The 19,707-nt window shown below is 28.0% G+C and carries 19 protein-coding genes; 9 read left to right on the top strand and 10 right to left on the bottom strand.

Annotated features, from left to right (window positions below; translation table 11 throughout):
- Positions 1–19 precede the first annotated feature (19 nt).
- Entirely contained in the window at positions 20–559 is a 540-nt protein-coding gene (locus tag BP997_RS04490) for a hypothetical protein (protein WP_409198312.1), read from the top strand.
- Between the two features lie 6 nt (positions 560–565).
- Here BP997_RS04490 and BP997_RS04485 read toward each other — a convergent pair whose 3' ends face one another.
- From BP997_RS04485 to BP997_RS04460, 6 genes are all read right to left on the bottom strand, one after another.
- Entirely contained in the window at positions 566–835 is a 270-nt protein-coding gene (locus tag BP997_RS04485) for a zinc ribbon domain-containing protein (protein WP_409198313.1), read from the bottom strand.
- Between the two features lie 91 nt (positions 836–926).
- Complete coding sequence (locus tag BP997_RS04480; protein ID WP_413828902.1) at positions 927–2,150, bottom strand: bifunctional 5,6,7,8-tetrahydromethanopterin hydro-lyase/3-hexulose-6-phosphate synthase; 1,224 nt, start codon at positions 2,148–2,150, stop codon at positions 927–929.
- 262 nt (positions 2,151–2,412) lie between these two features.
- Positions 2,413–4,248, bottom strand: a complete 1,836-nt coding sequence (locus tag BP997_RS04475) for a threonine--tRNA ligase (RefSeq protein ID WP_409198315.1) — start codon at positions 4,246–4,248, stop codon at positions 2,413–2,415.
- A 174-nt stretch (positions 4,249–4,422) separates the two neighbouring features.
- Positions 4,423–4,665, bottom strand: coding sequence for a barstar family protein (locus BP997_RS04470; RefSeq protein WP_413828900.1), 243 nt, complete (start codon positions 4,663–4,665; stop codon positions 4,423–4,425).
- 14 nt (positions 4,666–4,679) lie between these two features.
- On the bottom strand, positions 4,680–5,138 hold the full coding sequence (locus BP997_RS04465) for a ribonuclease domain-containing protein (protein WP_413825468.1): 459 nt from the start codon (positions 5,136–5,138) through the stop codon (positions 4,680–4,682).
- Between the two features lie 42 nt (positions 5,139–5,180).
- Positions 5,181–5,948, bottom strand: a complete 768-nt coding sequence (locus tag BP997_RS04460) for a TrmB family transcriptional regulator (protein ID WP_409198318.1) — start codon at positions 5,946–5,948, stop codon at positions 5,181–5,183.
- A 151-nt stretch (positions 5,949–6,099) separates the two neighbouring features.
- On the opposite strand from BP997_RS04460, the gene hcp reads away from it, so the two are divergent.
- The 5 genes from hcp (at position 6,100) to argS (ending at position 11,974) form a co-directional block, all read left to right on the top strand.
- Positions 6,100–7,404, top strand: a complete 1,305-nt coding sequence (gene hcp, locus BP997_RS04455) for a hydroxylamine reductase (RefSeq protein ID WP_409198319.1) — start codon at positions 6,100–6,102, stop codon at positions 7,402–7,404.
- Between the two features lie 38 nt (positions 7,405–7,442).
- Positions 7,443–7,769, top strand: a complete 327-nt coding sequence (locus BP997_RS04450) for a cupin domain-containing protein (protein ID WP_409198320.1) — start codon at positions 7,443–7,445, stop codon at positions 7,767–7,769.
- Positions 7,770–7,942: 173 nt separating this feature from the next.
- Positions 7,943–9,598, top strand: a complete 1,656-nt coding sequence (ilvD, locus tag BP997_RS04445; RefSeq protein WP_413825474.1) for a dihydroxy-acid dehydratase — start codon at positions 7,943–7,945, stop codon at positions 9,596–9,598.
- A gap of 85 nt (positions 9,599–9,683) precedes the next feature.
- Positions 9,684–10,106 carry a signal peptidase I gene (locus BP997_RS04440; RefSeq protein WP_413825476.1) on the top strand — a complete coding sequence of 141 codons (423 nt, stop codon included), beginning with the start codon at positions 9,684–9,686 and terminating at the stop codon, positions 10,104–10,106.
- Between the two features lie 158 nt (positions 10,107–10,264).
- Positions 10,265–11,974 (top strand): arginine--tRNA ligase, encoded by a 1,710-nt coding sequence (argS, locus tag BP997_RS04435; RefSeq protein WP_409198323.1) that lies wholly within the window; start codon positions 10,265–10,267, stop codon positions 11,972–11,974.
- Positions 11,975–12,051: 77 nt separating this feature from the next.
- Here the strand turns inward: argS and BP997_RS04430 are convergent, their stop codons facing one another.
- The 4 genes from BP997_RS04430 to purD form a co-directional block, all read right to left on the bottom strand.
- Entirely contained in the window at positions 12,052–13,491 is a 1,440-nt protein-coding gene (locus BP997_RS04430; protein WP_413825479.1) for a B12-binding domain-containing radical SAM protein, read from the bottom strand.
- An 84-nt stretch (positions 13,492–13,575) separates the two neighbouring features.
- The gene (locus tag BP997_RS04425; RefSeq protein WP_413825482.1) at positions 13,576–14,004 is read right to left on the bottom strand and encodes a universal stress protein; all 429 of its coding nucleotides are present in this window, start codon (positions 14,002–14,004) and stop codon (positions 13,576–13,578) included.
- A 228-nt stretch (positions 14,005–14,232) separates the two neighbouring features.
- Positions 14,233–15,135 carry an ornithine carbamoyltransferase gene (gene argF / locus BP997_RS04420; protein WP_409198326.1) on the bottom strand — a complete coding sequence of 301 codons (903 nt, stop codon included), beginning with the start codon at positions 15,133–15,135 and terminating at the stop codon, positions 14,233–14,235.
- 188 nt (positions 15,136–15,323) lie between these two features.
- Positions 15,324–16,637 (bottom strand): phosphoribosylamine--glycine ligase, encoded by a 1,314-nt coding sequence (gene purD / locus BP997_RS04415; RefSeq protein WP_409198327.1) that lies wholly within the window; start codon positions 16,635–16,637, stop codon positions 15,324–15,326.
- 198 nt (positions 16,638–16,835) lie between these two features.
- Between purD and BP997_RS04410 the strand changes: the two genes are divergently transcribed.
- Genes BP997_RS04410 through BP997_RS04400 form a run of 3 tightly spaced genes read left to right on the top strand, consistent with a single transcriptional unit; the run spans position 16,836 to position 19,620 of the window.
- Entirely contained in the window at positions 16,836–18,545 is a 1,710-nt protein-coding gene (locus tag BP997_RS04410) for an acetolactate synthase large subunit (protein WP_409198328.1), read from the top strand.
- A complete protein-coding gene (gene ilvN, locus BP997_RS04405; RefSeq protein WP_409198329.1) occupies positions 18,546–19,052 on the top strand; it encodes an acetolactate synthase small subunit in 507 nt (168 codons plus the stop codon).
- 43 nt (positions 19,053–19,095) lie between these two features.
- Positions 19,096–19,620, top strand: a complete 525-nt coding sequence (locus tag BP997_RS04400) for a beta-class carbonic anhydrase (protein ID WP_409198330.1) — start codon at positions 19,096–19,098, stop codon at positions 19,618–19,620.
- Positions 19,621–19,707 lie beyond the last annotated feature (87 nt).

Raw genomic sequence — 19,707 nt, 5'->3', positions numbered from 1 at the left:
TTCTTTTAGAGGTTTAGTAATGGATTATGCCAAAGGTAAAGTGAAAAAATATTCAAGAGAGTATACAAGAACTCTTAAAGATGGTGAGAAAAAGAAATATAAAACCGAGCAGGTTCAAATCACAATACCTAAACAACAAAATATTTTCAATGATGATGAAGAAGTTGTTATCTTACATGATTCTGATAAAAATAAATTAGAATCACAAGATGATGTAGCTGTAGCTTTATCTTTTCACAATCACATCTTAAAAGAAGAAACAAAAAAATTAAATGAGGATATAAAAATTAAGGATTCTATTATTGATAATCTTAATAAAAAAATAGATTATTTAAATAAAGAAATTGAAAATTTAAATTCAGAAAAAATTGAGGATGAAGATGTTGTGGATGAAATTCCTTCTGATGCTGAATTTTTAGAACTTCAAAAATCATACATCTCTCTTTTAGAAAAAAATGATTTACTTCAATCTGAATTAGAAAATGCTAAAATCGGTGAAATATATCAGAAAGGATTAGCTAATAAATTTAGAAATTTTATTTTATATAAATCTGATTAAGAAAAATTATTCTTCTTCAAGTTGATTACTCCATCTTTTTAAACCCGGTAAACTTTGTAGTAATACTCCAGTAAACATTGTTTCATCAGCTCTAGGATTTTTGTTTAACATTTTTTTAACATTTTTTGTTATCATTTCTTCAAGTGTGATGTTTGGTTCTGTAAACTCCCCATTTTGGTAACATTCATTACAATAGTCATGATTTTTAGATCCATCTATATTAGTTCCAAACTCTTTTTCTACCATTGGTTTTCCACAAGAATTACAAAATACCATTTAAATGACCTCTTATTTTTATTGTTTAAAAATGGAAAAAATAGAAAAAATATTTAAATTTAATTATTCATTTTAAAAGAATATTTAAGTTTTAAATATTTTCGTCTTCATCTAAAGCTAATCTCATATTGTCAGGGTCTACTGGGAAGTGTTCTAAGAAATCTTCTGCAGATCTTCTTACATCTCTAGATCCAATAATATATCTTCCTGCAATAATAATATCTGCACCTTTATCAATAGCTTCTTCAACTTTATTAGGAGTTATTCCTCCAGCTACTGCTATTAATCCGTTTCCTATAAGTTTTTTAATTTCTCTAATGTTTCCCCATTCAGTCATTTCACTAGTATCTTCACCTTTTTCAGCTTTTGTTGTTTCAAGGTCAACATTTCGGTGTAAGAGCACTATATTTGGTTTAAGTTCAGGTTTTAATTGTTTTATTTTTCCAGTGAAATCATCTACATTCATCATATCTAAGATTGAATATATTCCTTGTTTTTGGGCTTCATGTATAGCTTTTTCTATAGATTCAATTGTTCCTAATCCAGATATAGCTACTGCATCTGCAGTTTCATCTGCAGCCATTTTTATTTCTACTCTTCCAACATCTAAAGTTTTTAAATCTGCTATAATGAAAGCATCTGGTCTAAGTTTTCTAATTTTACTTACTACACCAACACCAAATTTTTTAACGAGTGGTGTTCCTGCTTCAATAATGATTCTTTCTCGGTCTGGTAATTGATCGATTATTCTTTCCATAGCGTTTAGATTATCTAAATCAAGAGCAACTTGTAAATATGGAGGGTTCCATAATCTTGTTACTTTGAATCCCATTATTGGGTGGGTTCCTCTATCTTTTTCTGCTAATACTTTATTTATATTTGGGTAGCCTTTCATTGCTCTTTTAATTGCTAATTTAGTTGCACCATAATTGTATTGGTAGATTTTTCTAAAGTCTTCAGCTTTAGGATCTATGAATACACTTACCATAAGCACGATATCTTCAGTTTTATCTTTTGGTATTAATCCTTCTTCAACTGCATCTGCTACTGCTCGTCCTACAGCTGTTTGTGCAGGTCCAAAAATTTTACTTGCATCATCTAAATCTCCAACTGTAACTTTAGGAATAATTAATGTTACAGGTTTTGTTAATAAGTTTGGTCTAATAACTGTAAGTAAAGGGGGGTGACCTATAGATAATTGTGTCATACTGTTTGCAAAAGCACTTCCAACAGGACCTTCTTTTTCACCAATAACTAAATCAACATGAGCTAATTCATTTCCATCCCCAATAAGGGCTTCACCGATTCTATACATATTTAATGTCCTCCGATATTAATATAAAATACCTAAATATATTTTTTTAATGAAACTTTAAATTTTTTTAAATAGATAAAATTATAAAATTTCTATGAGTATGTTTATACTATATTAATTTATGAATTAATGTAATATATAATATTTTTCAAATAATAAATTTTTTTGAAAATAAGTTTTTTAATTTCTTTAAATATAAAAAAATAGTGTTAAAATAGCTAAAAATATATTTAGCTATTAATTTAAATTTTAAATTTTTTGATTAGTTGAATCTAATTCTATTATTTACGTAACGTTGGAGAGGTAATCTTCTATATGGTAATCCTTTATTTTTAGAATTTATTTCATTAATTAAATCATTTAAATTCATATCTACCTTTTCACCACTTTCTCTAACTGTTACTGAAAAAGTTTCTGATTCTAATTCTTTGTCTCCAATAACGAAAATATATGGAATCCATTCTTTAGAAGCATTTCTAATTTTTTTACCAATTCTATCTTCACTGTTGTCTATATCTACTCTAATATTATTTTCAGATATTTTATCAGCTAATTTATCAGCATATTCAACATGTTTATCACTAATCGGAAGTATTCTTACTTGTGTTGGAGCTAACCATGTTGGTAACATTGGAGATTTTTCATTAATTTCTTTGGCGGTTTTTTCAAGTAAACTGCAAATGACTCTTTCTATACTTCCTGTTGGACTGCAATGTAAAATAGTTGGGTGATGTTCTTGACCATCTTCTCCAAGATAATTAATGTCAAATCTTTTACCACTTTCAACATCTATTTGTACTGTTGGATTTTCAATTGGTCGACCTAAGTAATCAATTGCAGCAAAATCAATTTTACAACTCCAATAATGTTTTCTTTCTGGTAATATTTCTAAAAGCATTGGTTTTCCAGTTTTTGCTGCTGTTTTAAACATCCATTCTTTGTGTTGGTCGAAAAATTCTTTTGTTGCTCTAAATATTACTTCATAATTAACATCTAAATCGTATCCAGTTTGAATACACATTTCTGTCTGTTTCTCGAATTCCTCTAATGTAGAGTCCATATCTGCACAAAAACTATGGAAATCTGGCATTGTAAACGCTCTTAATCTCTTAAGCCCTACAACTTCTCCTCTTTTTTCGTATCTAAAACTATATGTGGAAAGTTCATATACTTTTGCAGGTAAATTTTTCCATGTTAAGAATGAGTCTCCTAATACTCTGAATGCTCCGAAACAACAAGCAAATCTTAGCATTAAATCTTTTTTAGTATTTGTTCTATATTGTCTTTCTCCAAATTTAGCAGCATGCTCTCTTATTGCAGGGTTTGATAAATCATAAAATATAGGAGTTTCAATAGGCATTGCACCTTGATCTAAAACTAAGTTGTAAACGTAATCAGATAATAAATCACGTATTAAACGTCCTTTAGGATACCATTTTAAGTTCCCTACATCGGATGCACTTTCATAATCACACAATTCTTTTTCTCTCATTATTTTAACATGAGGAGGTTCTCCTTCATCACTTGAACCTTTACCTAATTCATATTGTGTTAATTTTTCTAAATCTTCATTTTCATAATTGAATTTATCTGTATCTATGATTTCATCATTATACATAATATAAAATTTAGATTTTGGACCTTTTTCATCCTTTTCTTCATCTTCTTCATCCTCTTCTGCAGTAATAGTTCTTGAAAGTTCAGATAAAGGATGTCCTTTGCATGAAATTTCAAATGCTTTATACCATCCGAAAGGTACTCTATTAACTTCTAATCCTTTTTCTTTAATTGCTTCTTCAGTATCTTTTAATATATTTATAGCAGTTTCAGGTGAACTTAAGGAATTAGATAAATGAGCATAAGGGTATAAAACAATATTTTCCGCTTTAACTTGGTCATTAGTTTTAATTATTTCTTTAACTAAATTTTTTACTATTCCTTTAGGATTTATTTCATCTTTTTTTTCAACTGCAGTGAAAACAACTAATGATTCATTGAATAAACCATTTTTTTGAGATTCACTTATTTCTTCGGCCATTGAGGTTTTGTTTTTAACATTATATTTTAAATAATCAGAGTGAATAATTAATACTCGCATTAAATCACCTTTTTTAGTAATAATTAATAAAAATTTAAAAATAAATCATTTTATTTATAATTTATATAATATTCTAAATTTTATAAATTATATTATATAATATTATTTTTTTAATCAAACAATAATCTATTATTTTTAGAATCATAGTTTTTGTAATAAATAATTTAAGATTATTTATTCAATTTTGATTGATAAGTATGGATTTTCTTTTTCTGCATCTTTAAAAGTAGTTATAATCGTTTTTTTAATTTTTTTGGAATATATGATGGTTATTTCAGTTTTTTCACCTATTTCACTTAAACAATCGAATAATGCATCTAAATTTTTACCATAATATTCTGGAAAATTTAAGCTTTTTTTCATATATTCATGAGGATTGTTTTCCATGAGTTTTCCGTTAAGTATTATTTTTTTCATCATTTTCCTCAATTTTAATTTAATTTGGTGAAAGTTTTATAATGGTTATCTGTGTAATATATATCTCCATCGGGTGAATAAATTATTCTTTTAGCTCCTCTAGTTTTTGATCCATTTGTATCAATATCACATTCTATGTATTCTTTTCCTTGAGGTAATACTCGCTCACGATTTGTGAAATAATCCCCACCAATACTCTTTCCAGGGGCATAAGGTTCTAAATATCCTCCATGCCATCCAAGAGATCTTGCATCTGATTTACTTATATAATTATCTGGTAGTTTGTCGAATTTTTCAATATATGCAGCAACATCATTTTCTTGATCGTATTGTCCATTTATTTGGATAGAACTATTTGATGATATTTGATTGTTTGATGAATTTATGGTTTGAGTATAGATTATACATCCAGAAATTATTATTATTATTAAAAAAATTAGTATAATTGGCTTTATTTTTTTCAAATTTATCATCTTTAAATAATATTCATATAAATTATAATATTTTTTTATAAGTTATATTTTTTTATTAATTTGTTCATAGAACCTGTCATCATAATTTTTAGATATGTCTGGGTATTGATTCCATACACAAATTGAAGTATCAGGTATAACACTTTTCTTTTCTTTAGAAAATTTAGAATATATATGCATCATTTCTTCACCATCTCTAATTATCATTTTTACAAAGGGTATATTAGCTTTGTAAATATTTATGTATGGATTTTCTAAACTTGATATGATGTCTGTTTTTTTATTATTTACATAACAATATGGGGATGCTAAAATATTTATTTTAATGTTTTTAGACATTTTTTTTAAAATATTGTCTAATGGTTCTTTTTCATTTTCAAATAAAAAACCTATTCTCATGTTTAATGTTCTTTTTGATCGTGATATTATTTCTATTTCTTTTTTTATTATTTTTTCCTGATTTCTGATTAACCACATTGGTGCTTGGACTTGTGAAATTTGGTTTTCATATGTGTCGTTTAAATTATTTTCTGTTTCGTTTAATTCTTCGATTAATTTATCTTTTTCTTTTTTGAATATATCTTTTGGTGGGATAGCTGTATATTTTAAAGGTCTTCCTTTTTCTAAATCTAAGTAACCTTTGTTGTATAATCTTTTTAGCACGTCATAAACTTTTGATCTAGGAACTTGTGAATCTATGCTTATTTCGTGGGGAGTTCCGGTTATCATCCTATTTAAACTTTGATATACTTTAGCTTCGTACATGCTTAACCCTAGTTTTTGTAATGAATGGATGGTTTTATCTTTCAATTTTATTACCCTTATTTTAGTAAAATTTTTTTATAATATACCTTATTATACTTTTTACCCTTAATAAGTTACACTATCTTTATATGTATTATGGTTATATTATGATTTAAGCATAAAATATGTAAAAATATTTTTCATGGAGGAAAAAATTATGACAAATGAACCATTAGATATGTTTTGTTATCAATGTTCCCAAACTATGGGTGGAACTGGATGTACTATACGCGGAGCTTGTGGAAAAACACCAACTGTTGCTAGATTACAAGATAATCTTATTTTTGCATTAAAAGGTATTAGTGCCTACAATTACCATGCAAATGAGTTAGGTGCTAAAGATCAAGATGTTGATGAATTTTTAACAGAAGGATTATACACTACATTAACAAATGTGAATTTTGATGCAGGTGATTTAATAAATATGGGATTAAAAGCTGGAGAAGCTAATATAAAAGTAATGAAATTACTTAAACAAGCTCACATAGACCATTATGGTGAACCAGAACCTGCAGAAGTAAAAGTAGGAGCTCAACCAGGTCCTGGAATATTAGTTACAGGTCATGATTTAAGAGCTTTAGAAGAATTACTAAAACAAACAGAAGGAACAGGTATTAATATATATACTCATAGTGAAATGATACCAGCTCATGGATACCCGGGATTAAGAAAATATGAACACTTAAAAGGACAACTTGGAGGTCCATGGTATGATCAAAAGAAAATATTTTCAAAATATAATGTTGCAATATTAGCTACATCTAATTGTGTTTTACTACCAAAAGATGATTATAAAGATAGATTCTTTACAATGGGTGTTACAAAATTGCCTGAAGTACCAGTAATAGAAAATTATGATTTCACTCCATTAATTGAAAAAGCAAAAGAATTAGGCGATTTAGAACCTGAAAAATTAACTACTTTATCAACCGGATTTGGAGTATCTACAATATTATCTTTAGCTCCAAAAATTAAAGAATTAGTTGAAGCAGGAAAAATTAAAAGATTCTTTTTAGTAGGTGGATGTGATTCACCATTCTCTAAGAATAAATATTATCGTGAATTTGTAGAAAATTTACCTGAAGACACAATAATTTTAACATTAGGTTGTGGAAAATATAGATTTAATGATTTAGAATTAGGTGATATTGAAGGAATTCCAAGATTATTAGATATGGGTCAATGTAATGATGCAATTGCAGCTGTTGACGTGGCATTAGCATTATGTGACTTATTTAATGTTGAATTAAATGATTTACCTCTCACTATTGTATTAAGTTGGATGGAACAAAAAGCTGCAGCTATTTTATGGAGTTTATTCTATTTAGGTAAAAAAGACATGTTAATAGGTCCAATTTTACCAGCATGGGCTAATGATGAAATAGTTAAAGTATTAGTTGATACATTTAATTTAACTCCAATAGGCGATCCAAAAGAAGATATAAAAAAGATCATGGGTTAAAATTTAATATTTTAAAATTAATCAGAGGAGTGAATTAAATGGAAGATTTAAAAGCAAAACCAATTAATATAGAAAACTTAATTGATTACCAAAAAGATTCTGTAGTAAGTATGGAAGTAATTAAAAAAGAGCTTGGAACAGTAACACTATTCGCATTTGATAAAGGACAAGGTTTAAGTGAACATAGTGCTCCTTTTGATGCAATGGTACAAATAATTGATGGTGAAGCAGAAATAACTATTGATGGAAAATCAAATAATGTTTCAAAAGGTCAAATGATTATAATGCCTGCTAACATACCTCATGCTTTACAAGCAGTTAATGAACCATATAAAATGATTTTAACAATGATTAAATCTAATTAAAATCTATTAAATTAATTATTTTTTTATTCTTTTTTTGATATTATCTTTTTTTTATTCTTTTTTTATAAATTATCTAAATTATATTTTTTATAAAATAATATAAATCTTATAAAATTTAAATTAATTATTATAAAAATAAATTTTAAAAATTATTTTAATTAAAGTGATTTATTATGAGAAGCGATAAAGTAAAAAAGGGTGTTCAAAGAGCACCTCATAGATCATTATTCAGAGCATGTGGTATTAATGATGAAGATTTTAAAAAACCTTTTATTGGTATAGCAAATAGTTTTACAGATGTAGTTCCTGGACATATTCATTTAAGAGATTTAGTTGAATATGTTAAGGAAGGTATACGTGCAGCTGGAGGAATACCATTTGAATTTAACACTATGGCAATATGTGATGGTATAGCTATGAATCATGAGGGAATGAAATATTCTTTACCTTCTAGAGAAATAGTCGCTGCTACAGTAGAAAGTATGGTTAAAGGACATAGTTTTGATGGACTAGTTTTAATGCCAAGTTGTGATAAAGTCGTTCCTGGAATGTTAATGGCTGCTGGAAGATTAGATATTCCTACAATAGCTTTAACTGGTGGAGCAATGGTGCCTGGAAAATTTAAAGGTAAAAATGCTGATTTAATTACTATTTATGAAGCTGTTGGTGAATTATCTTCCGGTAAAATCACTGAAGAAGAATTAGATGAACTTGAAAGAGTTGCATGTCCTGGAGCAGGAAGTTGTTCTGGATTATTTACTGCAAATTCTATGGCTTGTTTAACTGAAACTTTAGGTATGAGTCTTCCTACTTGTGGAACTACTCTTGCTTTAGACCCTAATAAAAAAGAGTTAGCTAAAGCTACTGGTAAAAGAATAGTTGAAATGGTTGAGGAAGATTTAATTCCTTCAAAAATCATGACTCAAAAAGCCTTTGAAAATGCTATTGCTTTAGATATGGCTTTAGGTGGTTCAAGTAATACTGCTCTTCATATTCCTGCAATTGCTAATGAATTTTCAGATAAAGGTGTAGATGTAACTTTGAGTTTATTTGATGAAATCAGTCAAAAAGTTCCCCATATTGCTCTTTTATCTCCTGCAGGAGAAGATACTATATTAGATCTTCATAATGCTGGAGGGGTACAAGCTGTTTTAAAAGATATTGAACCTAAAATTAATAAAGATTGTTTAACTTGTTTAGGTACAACTGTTGGTGAGAATATAAAAGATGTTGTAGTTAAAAATGAAGAAGTTATTCATCCTATGGATAATCCAGTTCATGGTGTTGGTGGTTTAGCAATTCTTAAAGGAAATATTGCTCCTAATGGATCTATTGTGAAATCTGGTGCTGTTCCTGAGGATTTAATGCATATTAAAGGTCCTGCAAAAGTTTATAATAGTGAAGAAGAAGTTGTTGAAGCAATATTTGGGCATAAAGTTAATGATGGGGATATCCTTATAATCAGATGTGAAGGCCCTATTGGTGGTCCTGGAATGAGAGAAATGCTTAATCCAACTAGTGCAATTGTAGGAATGGGACTTAATAATGTAGGTTTAATAACTGATGGAAGATTTTCTGGAGGTACAAGAGGACCTTGTATTGGTCATGTTTCACCTGAAGCAATGGATGATGGGCCTATTGGATTATTAAAAGATGGAGATATAATTGATATAGATATTAATAATAGAACTTTAAATGCTGAATTATCTGAAGAAGAATTTAAACAAAGATCTAAAGATGTTGAATTGCCTAAAAAAGAAGTTAAAGGTTGGTTAGATATCTATAGAAAAAATGTAACCTCAGCAGATAAAGGAGCTATAATGAGATAATTTATTATAATTATATTTTTAATTTTTTTTTAAATCCTTAATTTAATATATTATAATAAATATAACAAAAATATAAGGTGTTAAATTGTCGAATAAAAAAGAAATACTAGCATATGTGGTAATCATTATTATTGGATTAATGGTTGCTCAACACTTGAACGTAGTTGTTTCTGGTAGTATGGAACCTGTTTTTTATAGGGGAGATATTGTAGTAGTTCAAAAAACTGATTTACTCGGTATCCAAGAATTTGATCCAGATAGTGTCCAAGTTGGAGATATAGTTGTTTATGATGCTAGTTGGTTTTCAAGTCCTGTAATTCACAGGGTAATAAATATTACTGAAATAAATGGGACTACGTATTATGAGATAAAAGGTGATAATAATAAAGTTCCAGACCCTTACTGGGTAACGTCTGCCCGAATAAAAGAGAGGGTTGTAACTATTGGTGATCAACCTTTAATTATCCCAAAAATTGGTTATATTACGATTGCTTTAAAAGGATTATGATATTAATTCTAGAATTTTAATATAGCTAGTTAATTAAAATGAAATAATTTATAGACTATTTGTAGGGAGTTTTTTCCTCCCTTTTACACACTTTTTTTATTTTTTTATAAAAATTCAATAATTAAAATTATATTTTATATATTAATTTGGTGTATACGATGAATATTGCAGTAAAAGATGAAGCTTTTAAATCATTAAAAAATTTGCTTGATAAAAAGGGATATGATATTCCAGATAATGAAATTAAATTAGAATTCCCTCCTAATCCAGAATTAGGAGATTTAGCTACTACATTAACATTTTCATTAGCTAAAATATTAAAAAAGTCTCCAAATTTAATTGCTCAAGATTTAGTTAAGGAAATTGAATTTCCAAAAATATTTGATAAAGTAGAGGCTAAAGGACCTTATTTAAACTTTTTTATTAATTATGATATTTTTTCTAAAGAATTATTAAAATCTATTAAAAAAAATTATGGTCAACTTCCAAATAAAGATGAGAAAATTGTTTTAGAACATACTTCAGCTAATCCTAATGGCCCATTACATGTGGGACATATTAGAAATTCTATAATTGGGGATTCTTTAAGTAGAGTACTTAAAAAATCTGGTCGAGATGTCGAAACTCAATATTATGTTAATGATATGGGTAGACAAATAGCTATTATTGTATTTGGGATTACTGAATTAGGTTTAAAAATAGAAGATCAAGAAGGAGATAAAATTGATCATAAGATTGGTCAATTATATTTCAAAGCTAATCAAAAACTTAATGAAAATAAGGAATTAACTTCTAATGTTGATGATTTGATTCAAAAATACGAGAAAGGTGACGATGCCGAACTTAATAAAATTTTTGAAAATGTTGTTTCTCAATGTATTAATGGGGTTAAAGAAACATTATCTAGAATGAATATAATTCATGATGATTTTGTTTGGGAAGGTCAATTTGTACGAGATGGTACTGTTGATAAAATTACAGATGAACTATATGAAATAGGTTATGCTAGAAAAAGTGATGTTTTATACCTTGATTTAACTGAATGGGATATAGATAAAGAGTTAGTTCTTAGAAGAGCTAATGGAACTTCATTATATTCAACTAGAGATATTGCTTATCATATCCATAAATGTCAACAAGGGGATATTGTTCTTGATGTTCTTGGTGCTGATCATAAATTAGCATTTAAACAGGTTAGTCTTGCATTAGAAATTTTAGAAGTTGTTGAACCAAACAGTGATGAGCTTGAAGTTGTATTCTATGAATTTATTAATTTACCTGATGGTTCAATGTCTACAAGAAAGGGTATTTTTGTTTCTGTGGATGATTTAATTGATGAAGCTGTTTCAAGAGCTAGAAAAGAGTTAGATGAAAGACGTCCTGATTTATCTGATGAAGAGTTAAATAATATTTCTGAAGAAATTGGTATTGGAGCTATTAGATTTTATATTGCAAGATTATCTCCAGAAAAACCTATTACTTTTAAATGGGATGAAGCTTTAAGTTTTGAAAGAGGTTGTGCTTCTATTCAATATGCTCATGCTAGAGCTTGTAAATTACTTAAAAAAGCTGGTGATAAGGAACTTTCAATTGAAGATAATTGGTCACCTGATGATGTAGAGAAAGATTTAATTAGGAATTTAGCTAAGTTCCCTGAAGTTATTGAGAATTCTGCTTCTTCAAGACATGTGCATCCTATTGCTCAATATTGTCAAGATTTATCTAGTGCTTTTAATAAATTTTATAAATCTGAACAAGTATTAGGGTCTGAATTTGAAGGGGTTAGATTAAACATTGTTAAAAAATCCCAAATAACTCTTAAAAATGCTTTAGATTTATTAGGAGTACCTGCTCCTGAAATGATGTAAAAAATAGGTTTTTTAATAATTTAAATTTTTTGGTTTAAATTATTAATTTTTTTTTTTTATTTATTAGATTTTATATTTTATTTTGTTGGTTTTTCACTTGCATTTTCTTCATAGTCTTTCATATAAGAATCGTTGTTTGGTTTTATTGCTGTTTTAATTACTCCACCTATTGCTTTTAAAAGGGCCATTCCATCTTGTCTGACTTGACTAATAATGTAACCGGGTCTTAAATAAAATTTTATGAAAGCCATAGTTTGTAATCTTCTTAAATCTTTCATTGAGCAATCTACTGTTTCTAATATTGGGGAGATTAAAGTATACTTAGACCAATCTTTAACTTTGATTAAATTTTTCTCGAATGCTTCTTTATAAAATCTTGTCCCTGGGTATGGGGTAGCTAAACTAAAAATTGCATAATTAGGTTTTAAGTCATGAACAAATTTTATAGTTTTATTAATACTTTCTTTAGTGTCTCCAGGCATTCCCATTGCTACAGAAGCTATTGTTCTAATATCCTTTTCTCGGGATATTTTAAATGCATGTTGTATTTTTTCTATTGTAGTACCTTTATGCATTTCATCTAATGATTGTTGATCTGCAGATTCAACACCTAAAAATATGGTTATACATCCAGATTCTTTCATTATGTCTAATAATTCTTCATCTAAATTATCAACACGTGCGGTACAACCCCACATAATGTTTAAATTTCTAGCCATTATTTCGTTACATATTTCTTTTACTTTACGTTTGTTTAGTGTGAAAGTATCATCGAGGAATGCTATTGTGTCGATGTCATAGTTGTTTTTTAAATATTCTATTTCATCTACAATATTTTTTGTACTTCTGCTTCTTATTCTTCTTCCATGCATGGCTGCTGATGAACAGAATGAGCATTGATTTGGACATCCTCTTGTTGTTATCATTGTTGTCATATGGGTTGTAACATCTAACATACGATATTTGTCCATAGGCATTAAATGTAGTGCAGGGTATGGTAATGTATCTAAATCTTGGATAACTTCTCTGTCATTGGTCACTATAGTTTTTTCACAATCATTTTTGTCTTTAAATACAAGCCCATCAATGTTTGATAAGTCAGTATTGTTTTCAAGTGCTTGTGCTAATTCTACTATAGTGTTTTCTCCTTCTCCTCGAATTACAATATCTATATTTGGGTTTTCTATAATTTCGTTGTAAGTGAAAGTAGGGTGATAACCACCGATAGCTACAATTGTGTTAGGTAATATTTTTTTCACTACTGCAGCAGTTTCTAATGCTGTTCCTATTGTTGGTGTAAGTGCAGTTAATGCAACTAAATCGGGTTTTCTTTCTAATAATTCTTGTTCTATTTCTTGGTATGTTAAATCTAATGCGGATGCATCTAAAATATCCACTGGTATGTTATTTCTTTCAAGCATTGCTGCCATGTAACCTATACCGAGAGGTGGAGCTATAACTCCAATGAATTTGTATTTAGATTTGTAATGAGGTGGATTTATAAAAGTAACATTCATTTTATCAAGTCTTTAATATTTTTTATTAAGTAAGTATTTATCATATTTTCCTTTTATAAATATTACTATAAATAATTATTTTGTTTATAATTTATGGATTAGTAATACATCGTTTTTTGCATTTTTAACTACATTTTCTGCTACGCTACCTAAGAATAATTTATCTAATCCGCTTTTTCCTGAACTTGCAATAACAATTAAGTCCACATTTTCTTCTTTAGCTACTTCTATTATAGATTTTGCAGGGGATCCTGTGACTACTTTTGTACTTATTTTTACATTTGCATTAATTTTTTCTTTCATGTTTGCTACATTTTCTTCAGCATTTTTAGAAAGAAGGGTGTTTAAATTACTTATATCGTCTTCATTTGATAATTGGAGTGTTATTATATTACTTGCAACAGATAATAGTATTAATTCTCCTTTTTCTTTGTCGATTATGTTTAATGCGGTTTCTATTTCTTTATTAGCGTTTTTTGAACCATCGGTTGGTAATAAAATTTTTTGATACATTTTTCCACCAAGTTTTTTTATTTATTTTATTCCTATTTTTTTATTATTATTATTTTATTTTATTTTTTTTATTAATTTATCGATTTTTTTCAAATAAAATTGTTTGATTAAAAATTAAAATTTAGAATAAGAATTTTTTCTAATTTATACTTATTTTTAGTTTAAAATTAGATTTTTTTTTTAAGTTATTTGTTTAGGTGAAAAAAGGGGGAATTTAAAGATTTTATTTTATTTTAAAAAATAATACATTACTGCTTTTTGGGCATGTAATCTGTTTTCAGCTTCATCTATAACAACAGATTGGGGTCCGTCTATAACATCACTTGTTACTTCTCTTCCACGAATAGCCGGTAAACAATGCATAAATATTGCATTATCATTAGCTAATTCCATGAGTTCTGAGTTGACTTGGTAATTTGCGAAGTCATGTAATCTTTTTTCTGTTTCTTCCTCATCACCCATACTAATCCAAACATCAGTGTATATAACATCTGCACCTTTTACAGCATTTTTGACATCAGAGGTTATATTAATTTCAGATCCATAATTATCCGCTATTTTCAATGATTCTTCAATAATTTCTTCATTTGGTTGGTATCCAATTGGGCAAGCAACTGTAATATCCATTCCTAAACAAGCACAAATTAAAAGTAATGAATTACAAACATTATTCCCATCACCAACATAAACAAATTTTCCATCAAAATTTCCTAAATGTTCTTTGACAGTTAACATATCTGCTAATGCTTGACAAGGATGTTCTATATCAGTTAATCCATTAATAATTGGAACAGTGGCTTCTTGTGAAAACTCAACAACATCTTTATGATTAATAGCTCTAATCATTATTCCATCTACATATCTACTAATAACTTTAGCTGTATCTGCAATAGGTTCTCCTCTACCCATTTGGATATCATTATTAGAAAGGAATAATGCTTGTCCTCCTAATTGGTACATACCAACTTCAAAAGACACTCTAGTACGTGTAGATGATTTTTGAAAAATCATAGCTAATGATTTCCCTTTTAATGGTTTATCCTCTATGTTTCCTGCTTTAAAATCAATAGCTAAATTTAAAATGTCTACAACTTCGTTTTCAATATCTTTTATTGATAATAAATTTTTCATTTAAAATTTCCCCGTTTAAAAAAATAATTTTCAAAATAAAGTTTTTAATTAATTAGTATAAATTTGTTAAAAAAATTATCATGTTTTTATAATAAGTTATACTATTTCATTTTTTTAATAATTAAAACTTTCGTTTAAAATAAAATATTTTAAAAAAAATAGGAGAGTAGGAATATCTTATTAACTTTTTATATTCCTAAAATTTGATGCATATGTTTTACTCTTTTGTTAATAAGAGTATCTGTACCTACATCTTTTCTATGATAAACATTTCCATTTATAAATTCACAAGCTTTTTCAGCTTTTTTTTCTGCTTCAGAAATTGATTCACCTTGAGCCACTACTCCTAAAGCTCTTGAACCAGATAAATAGATTCCATCATCTTTTTGATTAACTGCTGCATAGAATACATTTGCACCGATTTCATGAATTTTTTCTTCATTAATATCTATCTTAGTATTATTATATTTTGTATTTGGGTACCCATCTGGAACAATATATTTACAAACACTAGCTTTATCTTCAAATTCAACTTTATTTAAATTATTATTAATAATGTCTTTACATACATCTATCATTTTAGTTTTTAATAATGGAAGAACATTCATAGCTTCGGGATCTCCGAATCTAGCGTTATACTCTATTAATCTAGGTCCATCGGCACATAACATGAATTGCCCATATAAAATTCCTTTATATGGTTCTGTTTCTTTAGCAATTGCTTCAATGGTTTGTTGCATAATGTTTACTGCAATATCATAATTTTCTTTTGATAAAAATGGTAGTAATCCTCCTTTATCAGAATATGAACCCATACCTCCAGTAATATCTCCTTTATCTCCTTCAAGAGCTTGAGGATGATCTTGTGCAGCAGGCATTGGTGCTAGGTGTTTTCCATCACAAAATGCTTGTATTGTAAACTCTTCACCAATTAATCTTTCTTCAATAATAACTTGAGCAAATCCGCCCATTGCATTGTCCATAACTTCCTTTGCATAAGCTTTTGCTTCATCATTATTTTTTAAATGTTCACCTACAATTTTTACTCCTTTACCTCCAGTTAATCCTACTGGTTTAACTACGGCATCTTTATCAAAACTGTCTAAAAACTTACTAATATCTTCATAGTTGTCGAATACTTTATAAGTTAATGAACCAGGAATTTCATATTTTTCAAATAAATTTCGCATGAATGATTTATCAGTTTCAATTCTTGCAGCTTCTTTTTTAGGACCTACACATTTAATTCCATTTTTTTCAAGTTCATTTACAATTCCTTTCCCTAATGGACTTTCTGGTCCGATAACAGCTATTTCTATTCCGTTTTCGCTAGCATATTTAGCTACTTTTTCTATTTCTTCTTCAGAACCTTGTTTAAAATTTGCAATTTTTGAAATTCCAGGATTTATTTTTCCTGTATATGCATATAATTCAACATCATTTTTCAATGCATTACAAATGGCGTGTTCTCTTGCTCCAGTTCCGACAACTAAGACCTTCATCTTCTTTTAATCTCCATTATTTTTTTTCGTATTATGTATATAAATTTAAATAAATTATATTTCTTTTTATGTATTTTTTTAATTAAAAAACTTTTTTATAATATATTTATATTAATATTGAAATACAATATTAACATATTATAATTAATTTTATATTAATAATTTATAATAAGAGAAAGTTAAGTAGGTGCTATAAAATTGAAAGGCGGAGAAGCCATAATAAAATCTTTGAAGGAACAAGGAGTAGATACCATTTTTGGGTATCCTGGTGGTCAAACTATACCATTTTATGATATGTTATATGATTCTGATTTAAAACATATTTTAGTTAGACATGAACAAGGTGCTGTTCATGCTGCAGAAGGTTATGCTAGAGCTTCAGGGAAAGTTGGAGTTTGTGTTGCTACTTCTGGACCTGGGGCTACTAATTTAGTTACTGGAATTGCTGATGCGTTTATGGATTCAACTCCACTTATTGCTATTACTGGTCAAGTTCCAGTTCATTTAATTGGTAATGATGCTTTTCAGGAGGCTGATATTGTTGGTATTACAATGCCTGTAACTAAACATAGTTATCAAGCTAAATCTGCTAATGAAATACCTTCTATTATTAAATCTAGTTTTGAAATTGCTAGTACTGGTAGACCTGGACCAATTTTAATTGATGTTCCTAAGAATGTTCAAGAAGGTGAAATTACTGAATATGTTGATGATTTGATTTCAACTCCAGGTTATAATCCAACAATTAAGGGTAATATCAAACAAGTTAAAAAGGCTGCAGAATTAATTAAAATGTCTAAAAAACCTATGATTTTAGCAGGTGGTGGGGTAATAATTTCTGGAGCTTCTCATGAGCTTGATATTTTATCTAATTTAATTAATGCGCCTGTTATGACTACTTTAATGGGTAAAAGTGCTATTCCTGAGGATCAAGATAATTGTCTTGGAATGTTAGGTATGCATGGTAGAGAAGTATCTAATTTGTCTGTTAATAAAAGTGATCTTTTAATTGCAGTTGGGTGTAGATTTTCTGATAGGACCACTGGAAAATTAGATGAATTTATACCTAATACTAAAGTTATTCATATAGATATTGATCCTGCTGAAATAGGTAAAAATGTTGATGTTGATGTTCCAATTGTTGGTGATGCTAAAAATATTTTAGGTTCTATTGTAGATGAATTATCTGGATTTAAATCTAATAATGATTCTATGAATTGGTTTAATAATATATTAGAATGTAAAAATTCTTTCATTCCTAGAGTATCTTATAATAGTACTCCTTTAATGCCTCAAGAAATTTTTAAAGAGATTAATGCTTCTGTTACACCAGATACTATACTTACTGCTGATGTTGGTTTAAATCAAATGTGGGCTGCACATTTTTATGATTCAACTAAACCTAGAACATTTATTACTTCTGGTGGTTTGGGGACTATGGGTTTCGGTTTTCCTGCTGCTATTGGTGCTAAAGTTGCAATGCCAGATAATCCTGTACTTTCCATTGTTGGTGATGGGGGATTTTTAATGGTTAATCAGGAATTAGCTACTATTAAAGAGTATGATATTCCAGTTATAGTTGCAATACTAAATAATCGTAAATTGGGAATGGTTTATCAATGGCAAAATCTTTTGTATGATCAACGTTTATCTGAAACTGATATGGGTAATACTCCTGACTTTGTTAAGTTAGCAGAAAGTTATGGTGTTGCTGGTCAAAGAATAACTGATACTGAAGAAACAGGTAAAGCTGTAAGTAAAGCAATTAAAGATAATGAATCTATTGTTTTAGATATTGTTATTAAAAAAGATGAATTTTTACCAATGGTTCCTCCTGGTGCTGCTGTTGATGATATTCTTGGTGAATTTAAGCATGAATGTGATGTTTGTAATAATGGTGGTGATTAAATGAATGATTATGATGATAGTAATCAATTTCATATAATTAGTACATTAGTTGAAGATAAACCGGGTGTTTTACAAAAAGTTTCAAGTTTATTTACAAGAAGAGGTTTCAATATTGAAAGTATCACTGTAGGTCGTTCTGAAGTTCCTAATCTTTCTCGTATGGTTATAATTGTTAAAGGGGATTATAAAGTTTTGGAACAAGTAATTAAACAATTAAATAAACTTGTTGATGTTGTAAAAGTTAAAGATTTAGAACATAATCATTCTGTTTCTAGAGAATTATGTTTGATTAAAGTTAAATCTGAGGATGAAAAATCTAAATTAGAAATTATGCAGTATGTAAATATTTTCAGAGCTAAAGTTATTGATATTTGTGATAATAGTTTAATTATAGAAGTAACTGGTGATGTTGGTAAAATTAATGCTTTAATTAATTTACTTAAATCTCATGGTATTAAAAAGATTGCTAGAACTGGTTCTACTGCTATGGCTCGTGGAAATTATTAATTAATTTTTATATTTCATTAATTAAATTTTTGAGGTATATAATATGATAATTGATAAAGTATTAGAAAATAATCAAAATTTTGTAGAAAATTTTGAAGGTGAAGAATTAGGTCATTTGCCTAAAATGAATCTATGTATTGTAACTTGTATGGATACTCGTCTAACTAATTTTTTAGAACCTGCTTTAGGTATTGATAGAGAGGATGCAAAAATTATTAGAAATGCAGGTAATACTATTGTTGGTGAAGATGTTATAAGATCTGTTGCAGCAGCTGTTTACTCTTTAGGTTGTGAAGAAGTTATGGTTATTGGACATACTAATTGTGGTATGAAAAATGCTAATGTGGATAAGATTAAATCTTCAATGATTGAAAAAGGTGTACCTGAAGAAGAAATCAATAAAGTTGATTTAAGTAAATGGATTGGGTCTATTGAAGATGAAGAAATCAATGTTATTGAAACAGTGAAAAAAATTAAAGAACATCCTTTAATTGCTGATGGAATTATTGTTCATGGTTTAATAGTTGATATTGTAACTGGTGAATTAAAAGTTTTAGTTAAAGGTTAAATTTAATTTTTTTACTTTTTTTATTTTTTTAAATCTATTCAATTTTTAATTGACTTTTGAACTTTTGGCTCTGTCAAAAACTTAGTT

Origin of the sequence: Methanobrevibacter sp. UBA412 (assembly GCA_002495685.1) — an archaeon.
GTDB classification, from domain to species: Archaea; Methanobacteriota; Methanobacteria; order Methanobacteriales; family Methanobacteriaceae; genus Methanobrevibacter_A; species Methanobrevibacter_A acididurans.
The sequence above is the reverse complement of the archived record's forward strand: the minus strand, read 5'-3'. Positions and strand labels throughout refer to the sequence as shown.